This window comes from Neobacillus sp. BF23-41 (assembly GCF_041106275.1).
Window position 1 is genome coordinate 62,341 of sequence record NZ_JBGBPR010000013.1, and the last position, 13,636, is coordinate 75,976.

15 protein-coding genes are annotated in these 13,636 nt (G+C 35.2%); 7 read left to right on the top strand and 8 right to left on the bottom strand.

The window, feature by feature from the left end:
- The 3 genes from AB7942_RS19150 to AB7942_RS19160 form a co-directional block, all read right to left on the bottom strand.
- Positions 1-1,086, bottom strand: a complete 1,086-nt coding sequence (locus tag AB7942_RS19150) for an ABC transporter permease (protein WP_369448110.1) — start codon at positions 1,084-1,086, stop codon at positions 1-3.
- A 72-nt stretch (positions 1,087-1,158) separates the two neighbouring features.
- Positions 1,159-2,544: a sensor histidine kinase gene (locus tag AB7942_RS19155; RefSeq protein WP_369448111.1), complete on the bottom strand. Its 1,386-nt coding sequence runs from the start codon at positions 2,542-2,544 to the stop codon at positions 1,159-1,161.
- Between the two features lie 3 nt (positions 2,545-2,547).
- A complete protein-coding gene (locus tag AB7942_RS19160) occupies positions 2,548-3,219 on the bottom strand; it encodes a response regulator transcription factor (protein WP_369448112.1) in 672 nt (223 codons plus the stop codon).
- A 168-nt stretch (positions 3,220-3,387) separates the two neighbouring features.
- Between AB7942_RS19160 and AB7942_RS19165 the strand changes: the two genes are divergently transcribed.
- On the top strand, positions 3,388-4,512 hold the full coding sequence (locus AB7942_RS19165) for an ABC transporter ATP-binding protein (RefSeq protein ID WP_369448113.1): 1,125 nt from the start codon (positions 3,388-3,390) through the stop codon (positions 4,510-4,512).
- Positions 4,512-6,068 carry an ABC transporter permease/substrate-binding protein gene (locus AB7942_RS19170; protein ID WP_369448114.1) on the top strand — a complete coding sequence of 519 codons (1,557 nt, stop codon included), beginning with the start codon at positions 4,512-4,514 and terminating at the stop codon, positions 6,066-6,068. The genes AB7942_RS19165 and AB7942_RS19170 overlap by 1 nt, the downstream gene beginning before the upstream one ends.
- A gap of 155 nt (positions 6,069-6,223) precedes the next feature.
- Here AB7942_RS19170 and AB7942_RS19175 read toward each other — a convergent pair whose 3' ends face one another.
- Positions 6,224-6,769, bottom strand: coding sequence for a cupin domain-containing protein (locus tag AB7942_RS19175; RefSeq protein WP_369448115.1), 546 nt, complete (start codon positions 6,767-6,769; stop codon positions 6,224-6,226).
- Positions 6,770-6,931: 162 nt separating this feature from the next.
- On the opposite strand from AB7942_RS19175, the gene AB7942_RS19180 reads away from it, so the two are divergent.
- Positions 6,932-8,293, top strand: a complete 1,362-nt coding sequence (locus AB7942_RS19180) for a D-serine ammonia-lyase (protein WP_369448116.1) — start codon at positions 6,932-6,934, stop codon at positions 8,291-8,293.
- Between the two features lie 145 nt (positions 8,294-8,438).
- On the opposite strand, the gene AB7942_RS19185 is transcribed toward AB7942_RS19180, so the two are convergent.
- The 3 genes from AB7942_RS19185 to AB7942_RS19195 all read right to left on the bottom strand — a co-directional run bounded on the left by AB7942_RS19185 (position 8,439) and on the right by AB7942_RS19195 (position 10,467).
- Positions 8,439-9,485 (bottom strand): DUF4179 domain-containing protein, encoded by a 1,047-nt coding sequence (locus AB7942_RS19185; protein ID WP_369448117.1) that lies wholly within the window; start codon positions 9,483-9,485, stop codon positions 8,439-8,441.
- Positions 9,475-10,005, bottom strand: coding sequence for a sigma-70 family RNA polymerase sigma factor (locus AB7942_RS19190; RefSeq protein ID WP_369448118.1), 531 nt, complete (start codon positions 10,003-10,005; stop codon positions 9,475-9,477). The genes AB7942_RS19185 and AB7942_RS19190 overlap by 11 nt, the downstream gene beginning before the upstream one ends.
- 303 nt (positions 10,006-10,308) lie before the next feature.
- The gene (locus AB7942_RS19195; protein ID WP_369448119.1) at positions 10,309-10,467 is read right to left on the bottom strand and encodes a hypothetical protein; all 159 of its coding nucleotides are present in this window, start codon (positions 10,465-10,467) and stop codon (positions 10,309-10,311) included.
- A gap of 273 nt (positions 10,468-10,740) precedes the next feature.
- On the opposite strand from AB7942_RS19195, the gene AB7942_RS19200 reads away from it, so the two are divergent.
- Genes AB7942_RS19200 through AB7942_RS19210 form a run of 3 tightly spaced genes read left to right on the top strand, consistent with a single transcriptional unit; the run spans position 10,741 to position 12,114 of the window.
- Complete coding sequence (locus AB7942_RS19200) at positions 10,741-10,974, top strand: site-specific integrase (RefSeq protein WP_369448120.1); 234 nt, start codon at positions 10,741-10,743, stop codon at positions 10,972-10,974.
- Between the two features lie 11 nt (positions 10,975-10,985).
- The gene (locus AB7942_RS19205) at positions 10,986-11,369 is read left to right on the top strand and encodes a tyrosine-type recombinase/integrase (protein ID WP_369448182.1); all 384 of its coding nucleotides are present in this window, start codon (positions 10,986-10,988) and stop codon (positions 11,367-11,369) included.
- Entirely contained in the window at positions 11,356-12,114 is a 759-nt protein-coding gene (locus tag AB7942_RS19210; RefSeq protein ID WP_369448121.1) for a hypothetical protein, read from the top strand. The genes AB7942_RS19205 and AB7942_RS19210 overlap by 14 nt, the downstream gene beginning before the upstream one ends.
- 136 nt (positions 12,115-12,250) lie before the next feature.
- Here the strand turns inward: AB7942_RS19210 and AB7942_RS19215 are convergent, their stop codons facing one another.
- Positions 12,251-12,868: a GntR family transcriptional regulator gene (locus AB7942_RS19215; RefSeq protein WP_088090513.1), complete on the bottom strand. Its 618-nt coding sequence runs from the start codon at positions 12,866-12,868 to the stop codon at positions 12,251-12,253.
- A gap of 182 nt (positions 12,869-13,050) precedes the next feature.
- Here AB7942_RS19215 and AB7942_RS19220 point away from each other — a divergent pair, with 182 nt between their 5' ends.
- The gene (locus AB7942_RS19220; RefSeq protein WP_369448122.1) at positions 13,051-13,626 is read left to right on the top strand and encodes a DUF2238 domain-containing protein; all 576 of its coding nucleotides are present in this window, start codon (positions 13,051-13,053) and stop codon (positions 13,624-13,626) included.
- Positions 13,627-13,636: the final 10 nt, after the last annotated feature.

A 13,636-nucleotide genomic window follows, 5' to 3' on the forward strand; every position in this document is an offset into this window, starting at 1 on the left:
TTATTCTAACCTCCCCATTGCTTGTATTGGATCTGCCTTCACTATATTAAAAATAGATACTAATGAACCGAAAATCGACACAAGGAATAATATTCCTGAGAATTTAGCAATCTGTACCAAATCAAAAATAAACGGTATCTCATCCGGAAGAAGCTCCATAAAACCCTTTGTAAAGGCAACAGCACCTACGATACTAACAATGGTTAATATAATGACCTGAAAGATAGTCGATTTGACCAATTGACTTGATTTTGCACCAATGGCTTTTAGGATGCCAAATTGGGCTGTTTTTTGAATGGTCATTATATAAAAGAATGCGGCTAAAACAAAAACTGCGATTACAATTAAAAACGAGAGCATCATGTACAGCGAATTTTGTTCAGCTGTATACCCAGGTATACCTTTAACCACCTGTTTCTTTTCAACCCATTCCCCATTTTTAACTATCCTAGAAACATCCTCTTTCAAACTTGAATTAGCTTTATTTATTGCAATACCGTTAAATTCAGTTTTATCTAAGCCGCCAGAGATTTCCTTCCATGTATCTAGGGAAATAAGCGCAACTGGTGTATGGCTAAAGGTTTGATCTTCAAGAAATCCTACAACTTTTAAGATGATGCCGCTCCGTGAATCTTTTACGATTGTTCCTATCTTAATAGTTCCAGATAGCGAGTGGTCTAGTAAGACAGAATTTTCCCCGCCCGTTTCTAAACTCTTTCCGTCCCTTCCATCCGGCTCTAAAAAGCTGCCTGGTTTTATTGCCATAAATGTAATATCTAGTTTATCCTCGGAGTTAATTTTAGAAATGGCTCCCATTTGAACACCAATTGGCTGTAGGTCACTTGTTGCTGTCAACTTCTCTATATCTATTGTTAAATGGGACCGGTCAATTCGTCCCTCAGCACTTTCTTGCAGATAAAAGGAGTCTGCTGGCATATTAATGATCGAAGAAGCGTTATTCATTGACAAGCCATTCGCAAGCCCACTGATGACGAAGACAAGAATCGCAACAAAAAATAAGATAAAGCTGATTAATAAATATCTTACTTTAAAAAATGTCATTTCCTTAATCGGTACAAAGTACATAAAAAAATTCACCATCCCTTTCATTTCATAAACAGAATACTGTTTGAATATGAACGGATGATGAACTTCATTTTACAATTTAGGGAGGATGACGGTAAAAGTAGTGCCTTTCCCTTTTTCACTAGTTAAATCTATTTTCCCTTGATGCATATCAACGATGGACTTGACGATGGACAAACCTAACCCCGTCCCTTCAACTGAACGTGCTCTAGAGGCATCCGCGCGGTAAAAACGGTCAAATATCCTTTCAATTTCCTGCTGATTTAAGCCCACGCCAGAATCTTTAATAACTATTACAACTTCTAACTCCGATTCAGACAACCTTATATCAATTGTACCGTTTTCTTGATTATACTTAATCGCATTTGTCAACAGATTTTCCCAAACAGAATATAGTAAAGCTCGATCCCCTTTAACCGCGGCACCCGGAAGAGAATAACTCAGCATAATTTCTTTATCTAGAATACTCCATTCATATTGATGAATAACGGCTTTGAGTTGTTCTGCGATATTAACCGAGCTAACTTCCATTAAATCTTTTTTACTTTCAATCGTGGATAAAAGCAGCAATTGTTTGGTTAAACTGGATAGTCGGTTTACTTCGGAATGAACAACACGAAGATATTGTTGTTTCTCTTGATCACTTTTTTCACTATTCTCCAATAAAGCGAGATAGCCTTTTATATTGGCTAGTGGTGATTGGATATCATGAGAAATATTAGTCATTAGTTCTTTTCGTAACGTGTCTACTTTTGCTAATTTCTGGGACATCCTTGTAAAACTGATCGCTAAATTTCCTAACTCATCTCTTCGGTCAATATCCAGTTTGATTGAAAAATTGCCTTCTGCAATTTCTCTTGTTGCCTTATTAAGCTTTCTAATCGGATTGACTAAATATTTGGTACCAATTAGAACAAATAGAATGCTTAATAAAATTGAAATGATTAGCAGCCATCCGAAAAGAATATGCATCTCGTTAAACATAAGCTTAATATCTGGTCTGATAAACATGGCATATTTTTTACTTTTATACTCAAAAGCAATACCGACTGAATTCTTTAATTCATTTGCAAAAAAACCGGTTACAAAGGTTTTATGTGGAAAAGTACGAATCCCATGATATACCCCGCCATTTAATACTTTTTCAGGAATACCCTTAGGTAAATTCTTTTCTCGAAAGGAAGAGCCAAAATACGCCTGATCCCCTTGGTTATTTACCAAAAGAATTTGGTAACCAATCGCCCCGATGTGGTCAAGATAATCCTGTAAACTAATCAATGGGTGCTTACTTGCAAAGTCTGCTATTTCATTAGCAAAATTCATGATTTTCTCGTCATTTTGCTGTTTCAATTTGATTTGGTAATAAGCATTGGAGAGAAAAAAAGAAATAATCCCGCTGACGACCATGATCATAATGGTAATGAAGGCGAATTTACTATACAAAGATTTCATAATCATTATTTATTGAACCTCCAGGGAATAACCTACCCCTCTAATCGTTTTGATGGCAAATTCCTCGGTAAAATTCGAAAATCTTTCGCGCAATCGTTTTATATGGACGTCAACCGTTCTTTCATCACCTTCAAAATCAAGACCCCAAATTTTTTCAATTAGATGACCACGGCTAAATACTTGGTTTGGATGTGTAGATAGAAAGGTTAAAAGTTCAAATTCCTTTAATGGAAGCATGAAGGTCTTGTTATTGATTTTTACCTCATAGCTTTTTTTGTTTATGTACAAGGACCCAATCTTAATATTGGCTTCACCCGTTTTCCCATATCTTCTTAATAATGCATTCACCCGGAAAATCAACTCTTTTGGTTCAAACGGTTTAATTAAATAATCATCAGTTCCTGATTCAAATCCCTTTTCTTTGTCTTCAATTTGACTTTTGGCTGTTAGTAAGATGATCGGAATATCATACTGTTTCCGAATTTCAGTGGTTAAATGGTAGCCGTCCATGACAGGCATCATAATATCCACTATCGCTAAATCACAAAACTGATTATTTAATACTTCAAGTGCTTTTACCCCATTTTCCGATGCAATTACTTTAAATCCTTCTCTCATTAGGAAATCTTTAACAAGATTGCGGATGAACACATCATCATCAACAATTAAAATAGTCTTCAAACTAACACCTACTCACTTTTTAAACATACTTTATTCACTTTATTTTACTTAAAGGATATTGATTTGGAAAGAATAACCGATTAGGTAATTAGACAAAGAAACAACTTTTATGTTACCATTAAGTTGTTGCATTGATGCAAGACAAATTAATTATTGGGGGGAATGGAATTGATAGAATTTAAAAACATTGTTAAGAAGTATCGGACAAAAACAATTATTAATCCTTTTTCATTAGATATTGAGGCTGGACAGTTAGTTGTTTTTATTGGACCGAGTGGCTGTGGGAAAACCACCTTACTGAAAATGATTAATAAATTGATTCAGCCAACTTCTGGAAAAATTTATGTAAATGGGACGGATATCTCAACCATAAATCCGATTGAGCTCCGCAGAAACATTGGCTATGTTATTCAAAATACTGGTTTATTTCCACATATGTCCATTAAAGAAAATTTAGAATTGATTCCAAAGCTAAAGGGTGAAGATCCCACTGCGATTGCCCAAAAAACAGGTGAATTGCTAGAGTTGGTCGGCTTAGATCCTAAGGAGTTCTTACATCGTTTTCCGAAGGAATTGAGCGGGGGACAACAGCAAAGAATTGGCGTGGCAAGAGCCTTCTCAACCAACTCCGATATCATTTTAATGGATGAACCATTTAGCGCCTTAGATCCAGTCACAAGAAGCTCCCTTCAAGATGAACTCTTCCAAATGCAAAAGGAATTAAACAAGACGATTATTTTCGTCACCCACGATATGGACGAAGCTATTAAAATAGCAGATAAGATTTGCATTCTAAAAGACGGTGATATTCTCCAATATGATACGCCTGAAAACATTCTTAAAAATCCTGCTAATGACTTTGTTGAAGAATTTATTGGAAAAAGAAGAGTTTGGAATAATCCTGAATTATTAATGGCCGAGGATATTATGATTCCTAACCCAGTAAAAATTACCGCAAGGCGAACCGTACTTCAGGCCATTGAGATTATGAAGGACCATAAGGTAGACAGCCTAATAGTTACTGACAAACATAATGTCCTTAAGGGTTTAGTGACATTAAAAAGCATCCAGTTGTTAAATCGAACGACGTCGATTGAAATGATTATGGAACAAAATGTTCTTTCCGTTTCACAGGGTGCCAATTTAATTTCTGTGTTAGCTACAATGAATGAACATAAAATCGGTTATGTACCTGTTGTGAATAGTCATAACCAATTAATTGGTCTCATTACAAGAAGTAGTATTCTATCTGCATTAAGCAGCCAACTAATTGATTTGGAGGTGGCCTTTTAATGAGTGGATTTTGGAACTATTTAACCACAAACTATGAACAGATTTTAAGTTTACTTGGCCAGCATCTTTACTTAAGTGTGATTTCTGTATTAGTAGCGATTATAATTGGGATTCCGCTCGGTATATTAATTTCAAGAGAACCAAAGCTCTCAAAACCTATTATTGGAACTACGAATGTGATTCAAGCTGTACCGAGTTTGGCATTACTTGGATTTCTCATCCCATTCGTTGGAATCGGCAGTACCCCAGCGATTATCATGGTCGTTCTATATTCGCTGCTTCCCATCGTTAAAAACACTTACACTGGTTTAACGAATATTGATGGAGACATTCTGGAAGCCGCCAGAGGTATCGGTCTGACCAAGAGTCAAACGATGCGAAAGGTTCAGTTACCACTAGCCTTCCCGATGATTATGGCGGGTATCAGAATTTCAGCGGTTACCGCTGTTGGATTAATGACAATTGCCGCCTTCATCGGTGCAGGCGGACTTGGGTATCTCGTATTTTCTGGTGTGCAAACAGTTGACAATTATATGATTTTGGCCGGAGCTATTCCAGCCTGTATTCTTGCACTTCTCATTGATTTTATTGTCGGAAAACTCGAATCCTCACTTTCTTATACAAGCAAGCAAAGATCAGCAAAAAAGACTGGTAAAACCACTAAAAAAATAATGATTAGTATGGCCTGTATTTTGTTAATCATTGCAGGGACTTTTACTGCTTATTCAAAGGCAAACGCAAAGGATAAAATTGTAATTGGTTCAAAAAATTTCAGCGAACAAATGATATTAGGTAATATGCTCGCTGACTTAATAGAAAATAAGACTGATATTCAAGTAGAAAGAAAACTAAATCTTGGTGGTAGTCAGGTTGCCTTCAGTGCCCTTAAAAATGGGGACATTGACATGTATGTTGAATATACGGGGACAGGATTAATTAATATCTTAAAGAAGAAGCCACAGAGTGATCCGGACATCGTCTACGATATTGTCCAGAAGGAATTCAAGCAAAAATATGGTTTTGAATTGTTAAAACCACTTGGATTTAATAACACCTATGCCTTAGCAATTCGTCAAGACACCGCAAAAGAATATGGTTTAAAGACGATCTCTGATTTAGCAAAGGTAAGCTCGGAATTAACCATGGGTCCAACGATCGAATTTCCAAATCGCGAGGACGGATTAATCGGACTTTCCCAAAAGTATAATTTGAAATTTAAAGACGTAAAAGCCATTGACGGCGGGTTACGCTATACTGCATTAAACAACCATAAAAGTGATGTCATCGATGCCTTTTCGACGGACGGGTTACTTGAAGAGTTTAAATTGAAGGTATTAGAGGATGATAAAAACTTCTTCCCTCCTTACTATGCCGTACCAATGTTAAAAGAAGAAACATTAAAAGAACATCCAGAATTAAGAAAAGTTATTAATTCTTTATCTGGTAAGTTGACGGATGAAAAAATGCGCGAACTCAACTATAAGGTCGACAGTCTCAAACAGTCACCTGCCAAAGTCGCAAAAGAATTTTTGGAAACAGAAGGATTATTAGAATAATTAAAAAGCAAAAGCCGGTCTTCGAATTAAAGGTACATTGGATATTGGAGTAAGGATAGTTATATAAGAAAATCCTTACTCCCTTTTTTTATCTTTATTTAAATATTTAACATACATACTTCAAGTAATCTGTGACCGTTTGTTAAATAAGAAAATTAAAAAATTGGTGGAGTCACCGAAAAAAGTATGGCAGCATGTTCATTAAAATTATTTTCCCATTTATGCTTCATTTGTGCTGGTATTTTTACACTATCACCAGATTCCAATATGTATTCTTCATCATCTAAAAACACTTTAATTTTCCCCTCTAATACATAAGCAACTTCTACTCCTTTATGCTCCAACTGTTTCTCAGATGAAGCAGTCTTCGGTGGAAAATTCATAATGGCTGTTGCCAGGTTTCCAGTAAAATCAGGTGAAACTAGCTCATAGGATAAGTTTTCAATGATCATTTTCTTTCGGTGACTAGACCTAACAACTAAATCAACCGTGTTTGTTTCTTCAATGAAAAAACTAAATGTAGGAACGTCTAGGGATTTCGCTAAAACTTTAAGAGTCTGAATAGAAGGGTTTGCTAAGCCACGTTCGATTTGACTCAACATTGAAGGCGTTATTTCAGCTAACTTTGCTAATTCTCTAATGCTTAAGTCTTTAGCTTTTCTATATTTTTCAACCTTCTTACCAATATCTATATTTTCCATTACTATGCACTCCTTGATAATAAATCGTTAAATTAAATTTAACGTTTTTAAATAATACTTAACAACCAAAAATATCTATGTTAAACTGCATTTAACAATCATTAAATTATATTTTACATTGTTTTGATGACTATAATCAAGTCAATGAGGAGGACTATCAAAGTGAAAGAGATTGAATTCAGAGATCTACAAACATGGAAAGAAAACTATCCTTTACTAAACAAACTCATTTCGATGAATGAAATATTGTGGTTAAATCCTAAAATTGAAAAGTTTAAAACAGGAATTACAAAATCCCCCCTTACTCAAGATGATGTAAAGGATGCAGAGGAAAGATTGAAACGTTTTGCTCCATATATTGCCAAAGTTTTCCCAGAAACAAAAAAGATGAATGGGATAATAGAATCTCCTTTGGTGAGAATTCCTTCCATGAAACAATCCTTAGAGCAGGATTATCGACAACCTATATTAGGTGAGTTATTGCTTAAGTGTGATAGTCACCTTCCTATATCAGGGTCTATAAAAGCAAGGGGCGGGATTTATGAAGTTCTCAAACATGCAGAAGAATTAGCTCTTCAACATCAATTGTTGACGATTCAAGATGACTATTCCATTTTAGATAGTGATAGGTTTCGAACATTCTTCTCCCAATACTCAATCGCAGTAGGTTCGACTGGAAATTTAGGACTTAGTATAGGTATCATAAGTGCAAAGTTAGGTTTTAATGTGACCGTTCATATGTCGGCTGATGCAAAACAATGGAAAAAAGACTTACTTCGAAGCAAAAATGTTAATGTAATTGAATATGAATCGGATTATAGTAAAGCAGTAGAGGAAGGTCGACTCCAAGCAGATCGGGATCCTACATGTTATTTTGTAGATGATGAAAATTCTTATGACCTATTTTTAGGATACGCAGTAGCAGCATCTCGATTACAAAAACAATTAGAAGAGTTAGAGATAACAATTGATGAAAATCATCCTTTGTTTGTTTACCTTCCATGTGGAGTAGGCGGTGGTCCTGGCGGAATAGCTTTTGGTTTGAAGTTATTTTATCAAGACCATGTTCACTGTTTCTTTGCAGAACCTAGCCACTCTCCATGTATGTTACTTGGTTTAATGACTGGACTTCATGATAAAATTTCTGTGCAAGATATTGGTATTGATAATGTAACAGACGCTGATGGACTTGCTGTAGGAAGACCATCTGGGTTTGTAGGTAAAACTATAGAACCGTTTCTAAGTGGTAATTATACGGTTAGCGATGAACAGTTGTATAAGCTATTAAAGGAACTAGTTGATACAGAGGGGATTCATTTAGAACCTTCAGCACTAGCAGGCATGATAGGACCAATTAAATTATCTAAAGAAGGAACCGATTATTTACTGAAGCATAATTTAACGAAAAAAATGAGTAAAAGTACACATATTATTTGGGGGACTGGTGGAAATATGGTTCCTGAAGAAATGATGAAGCAATATTATCAAAAAGGATTGAATTTATCGTTAGAGAATCAAAGGTAATTCAACACGGGGGTTAGTTGACCCCTGTGTTTTTATTGGAAAAATTTTTTCTTGTTAAACTATCCTGCTTCGTTAGTTCAATAAGAAAAGCTGCCACAGTTACCTCTCCGTTCTTGGTTAGGTCAAGCTTGGCAGCCTTTGCTCTTCAGTTTATCTTCTTATTGTCTTTACTATTTACAATAATTTCATAAGGCTCATTATCCACTATTGGCGATATTTCCTCGGATTGTAGAAATTCAACAATCATTGATTCGATTTCAGTTCCAAGTGCTCTAGCTGTTGGATCAGAACTTAAGATAGAGGTACTTATTATAAAGCTCAACGGTTTATCTTTATAACCTACACCTGTAACTTTAAACTCTTTTTTTGACATAAGCCCTTCAGCAATCGTAGATGTAATTTGACCTCCTTTACCGGATGGTCTTACCTCCACTGTTACTCTAGTTACATTAATTTTATAACCTTTATATTTATTTCCGTCCGCAACTTCTAATGCCATTTTCTTAACATCATCATGAACGGAATGATAATATTTCTTGGAACCGACTATATTAATAAAAATTGTTTTCTCCGTTGGGTCAGTTTGTACCTGATCAAATTTATAGTTTAGTTGTTTTAATTTTTTTGTAACCTCATTTTCGATGATATTTTTTTCTTTATTTTCTTCCTCACTAAGGACATAATCTTCTTTTCGCACTTTTTTGACTTCTACGGAATAGGCATCATAGCCTTTTGACTTTAAAATCTCTCTTACAGTCTTTTTAACTTCATCTTTGATTTCGCGATAATATTCGTCTGTTCCTTCTAATGTTACAAAGAATGTTTTATGTGGCGAGTAACGGGTTCCTATTCCACTAATTTTGTACCCTTTTTCCTCTAATTCATCAAAAATTAGGCTACCTATGGGTTCTGATTGAAAAATTGAACTTAAATATGGAATGGAAGAAATCACTTTTGCCATTGCAGGAGAAACAAAAGCAGAACTTATAAACACAACAAGTAATAATACAGCAACACTGCTGAAAAACATTATTTTTCTTCTAAGACTCCATATTTTTCTATCACCCTTGCTTTCAGGTTTAGGTTGCCTTTCGTAATCTCTTTTTGCATTCTCCATCCCTACTATAACCCTACTATTTAATTCCTTTGGGATCTCTATTTTATCCAGCTCTTGTCTTATCTTATTGTCCATACATATCAGCCCTCCTAGTTTTTTTGCGAAGGTTTTGTAATGCTCGATATAAAACGGATTTCACCGTGCTTAATGGTGTATTCAAAATCTCCGAAATCTCACTAAAAGTGTATCCTTGATAGTATTTTAGTAATAGAACAGTTTTTTCATCTTCGTTTAGTGCGTCTAACAAATCTTGTAGTGTTAGTGACAAAGGGATATCTTCCCTACTCTTAGAAATAAATTCAACAACTTCCTTGTTTAAAGGAATCACTTTCTTTTTTTTTCTTAATAAATCAATAGCACAATTTATTGTAATTTTAATGATCCAAGTTTTAAAAAGCTTCAAGTCATTCAAAGTATTAAATTTTAGGTAGGACTGGTATGCTGTTTCCTGAACAATGTCTAGTGCATCATCTTTATTTTTCACGTAAACATACGCCATCCTATAAATATACTGTTCGTATTGTCGAAATAGCCCTAAAAAAGCTTTATCGTTGTCCTCTGGAATTCTGTGATTAGACTCAATTATGATGTTCACCTTCCTTTGTTTTTTTGTGTATACCTATTAGACGGAAAACTTCCTATTTTAGCCGAAGGTTTTTTAATAAATCCTAAAATACTTAGTCATTTTTGATAAGAATTTGTTTAAAAGCAGAAAAGTAGTTCTACTATCAGACAGAACCTTAGCAAAAATACTAAGCAATTGCGACCTTATAGGCAATGAAAAAAGAATCTTCGATTGGAAGATCCTTTTTTACTTCTTATTAAAGTATAGCACCCGTTACTTTAAGTACAATCCTTCACAATGTCTTTGAAAAGTTGTATTTGAATCATTTTAAGGTCAAAAATTATTGGGTCCGAAAGGATTATCTGGTGGATATTCCTCTAACTTATCAGCTGTTCTTTCATCTGGTGAAGTCGCCCCAGATTTTTTGTCAAAATAAATGGCTATTCCAACCAATATAATGATTGGTGTAAATATATATATCCAAATCATCATAACACCTCCAAACTAACCAACGAATTACTTATATTATATTACAAATTTAACTTTTTTTTACAATACTTTTAAACAAAACTGCACGTTAGCTGAATAAGAAATACGATCCTTCGTTATTGAAGAATCGCACCCGGTACTTGAACAATGGGTCATTGAGGCAATTCAAATTTAAATCGACCATTAAAGATTTTTAATTGGTTGTTGACATCTTCTAATTGCACATAGAATGTATGTCTTGTATGTGACAACATATCTTTATCTCTCATTGCGTTGGTGAAGAGATACCTAGATGCAGTCAATCTCTTACGAGATAAGATTATCCTGCTAATTCTTAAAGAAGGTGGATTAAGGTCAGGTGAGCTTCTTGGCAACAAACTTGAAGATATTGATTATGGGGAGCAAGGTATCTGGGTACGTTTTAGACCGAATAACGAAAATGATTCAAGAGCTAAAGCAGGTTATGGCAGAGACAGGTTTGTTCATCTCCCTCCTGATCTTAGGTTTTAATAGATAGATATATTAGTAGCGATTGGGTAAAAAGCGACCCAGATAGTGATTTCTTATTTGTTGTGGTTAGTAGCAATAGACCACAAGAAAACGGTAAACCGATGAAAAAATCTACACTTAGTTCTACCCTTCGAAATTACAGCAAAAAAACAGGAATTCATTTAAATACTCATAAGTTGAGACACACACACGTAACTGAATTGGCAAGAGAATATATCAGAAAAGGGGAACCGATCAACTGGAAGTATATTCAAGAAAGAATCGGCCATAAAGACGTAGCAACTACAATGCAAAAATACGCCCATTTAAACGCAGAAGACCATAAAAAAGAATACAAACGAATGAGCGATTATAAAGAAGAAAAACGTAAGGAGAGAGAAAATGCCAAAAAGTAATGCAGCTAAAGTTAATCAAATCAATGTAGAGGGTTTAGAGAGCAAAGCAACTGTCACACCTTTTCCTCTCGATGTTCTCGATACTTACTGGATGACAAAAATCCAGAAGAAGTTTTTTGAAGTACTAAAACAACGTGAGAATCGAGATAAAAAATATGATGAATTGTCTATCTTAGCAGGATACAAATCCTACGATCATTGGTATAACGCAATCAAAGATGAACGATTCGTTCAATTACTTGAAAATATTGACGTTCAGGTAAGACACTATGAAAATGACTACCCTTCCCATCACGAAGTAGAATACATTCAAGACCCAAAAGAACGGGAAGAATATCTCGCCCAAGATGTTTGGGATGTGAGAAGGTTGTTTAAAGATTACCCAAAACATCGTGACCCCAAAGACTATATCTTGAAATTCTATAAAATAGAAAATGTCCACGTACGCAAATTAAGGAATGTTTTACTCACTCCTGCCTTGCGGCATATTTCAGCTTTTGAAACAGGATTATTTACAGGGTCATCAAGGAGCGTAAGCTCCTTTAACGCTGCTAAAACTAAAAAACATACGTTCAGTGAAAGTTCAAAAGACAAGCTTATTGAATCGCTGAAACGAAGATTAGCTAAATTAGAAGAAGAAAACCAAAAACTACGAAAAGATAACGCCATCTTACTTGGAAAGCTGGCAAATGATCGGTTTGGAAACGAACAAATCAATATATCAGACAATGAATTTCCATTTTAATAAAAATTTAATAAAAAAAGAGCCTATATCTTAAATTACTAAGTAATAAACGATATAGGCTTTTCTTATCAAGCCCTTACGGGCTTAATGTATATTTAACAAATGAACCGGCTTTTCCGCATATTCCTTACCCTTTTTACTCTTCCATAAAGTGAAGCACCCGGTCATGAGTTTCTTCAGCACCTATGATAAGCAGGACATCCCCTTCAAGAATTACCGCATAAGGTCCAGGTGAGATAATTAATTCACCTTTCCGTTTCATGCCGATCACGGTTCCCCCGGTATTTTGCCAAAACTTCAATTCCGAAATAGTTTGTCCAATATGAATACAGCCTGGAAAAACTTCTACCTCGATTGGCGCCAATGGGTTCGTGTGACGAAGCTTTCCAGAGTAGTCCATGATTTTTCTAAGCGTGTCAAACAGCTGCTCATCGAGCTTGTCTCTTTCAGAAATCAGTGAGTTCATTTGCTTTTCAAGATCTTTAATACTTGCGATGTTGGAAAACCGTTGAATATATTTATAGGCATTTTCCCGAGAAGATATGACGATTCCACTACCTTTAGTGGATTGGACAATCTCGACATCCTCTAGAATCTTAATTGCTCTTCTAACAGTTTCAGGAGAAACCTTGTACTCACTTGCTAACGTGGATCTGCCATGAATCTTTTCCCCTACCTTAAATTTCCCATCGTAGATTCTATTTGCTAAATCTATCGCAATTCGCTCGTAAGTTGGTATTTGTGCCTTTTGCATAGCTTCCTCCGCCATCTATTCTTTACCTGAGTCTGTACATAATTATAGTAATTGCTACTTATCAAATATACTCTTTTCCATGTGTATATGCGAGAACAAATATTTCATTTCCACTCAGTTTAACTTTCCATGATTTCATTTGTATTTATTGGACATAATTGTAAGGAATCTTGTTTACTGGGGTGAAGTATTTGAAACGGAAAGTAATTATCCTTTTAAGTGTTGTTTTTATTTTATTAATGTCTGCCTTATTTGTTTATTACCTTATTAAAGGGGATTCCTCGAGATGGCAAGTAGCACTTGGCGGCATTCTTGTGAGTGGATTGCCCCTCCTACTAATATTTAAGAAAAAGAATCCATTTAACCTCCCAATTATAATCGGCTATTATATGTTAATTTTCTGTACATTATTTTTAGGATCGATCGCGAGTTTTTACCTTCATTATAAATGGTGGGACTCTACCATTCATATTTTAAAGGGTATGTATGTAGCTTTTGTTGGTATAACTTTATTTAAATTATTCATCCCGAAAGATGTGCGGAATGATGCTTCAAGATGGATTTTATTTCTTTTTGTTCTTTCACTCTCAGTCCTAGCAAGTGCACTTTGGGAGATCTATGAGTTTGTGGGGGATCAAACGTTTACTCACACCATGCAAAGAGGCGGAAATACAGATACAATGTATGACTTACTCTGTGGATTTGCGGGGGGACTCCTAGTCTCCTTTTACGCCTTTGTGCGAAAGCCTAAAGTATGATAGGAGGAAA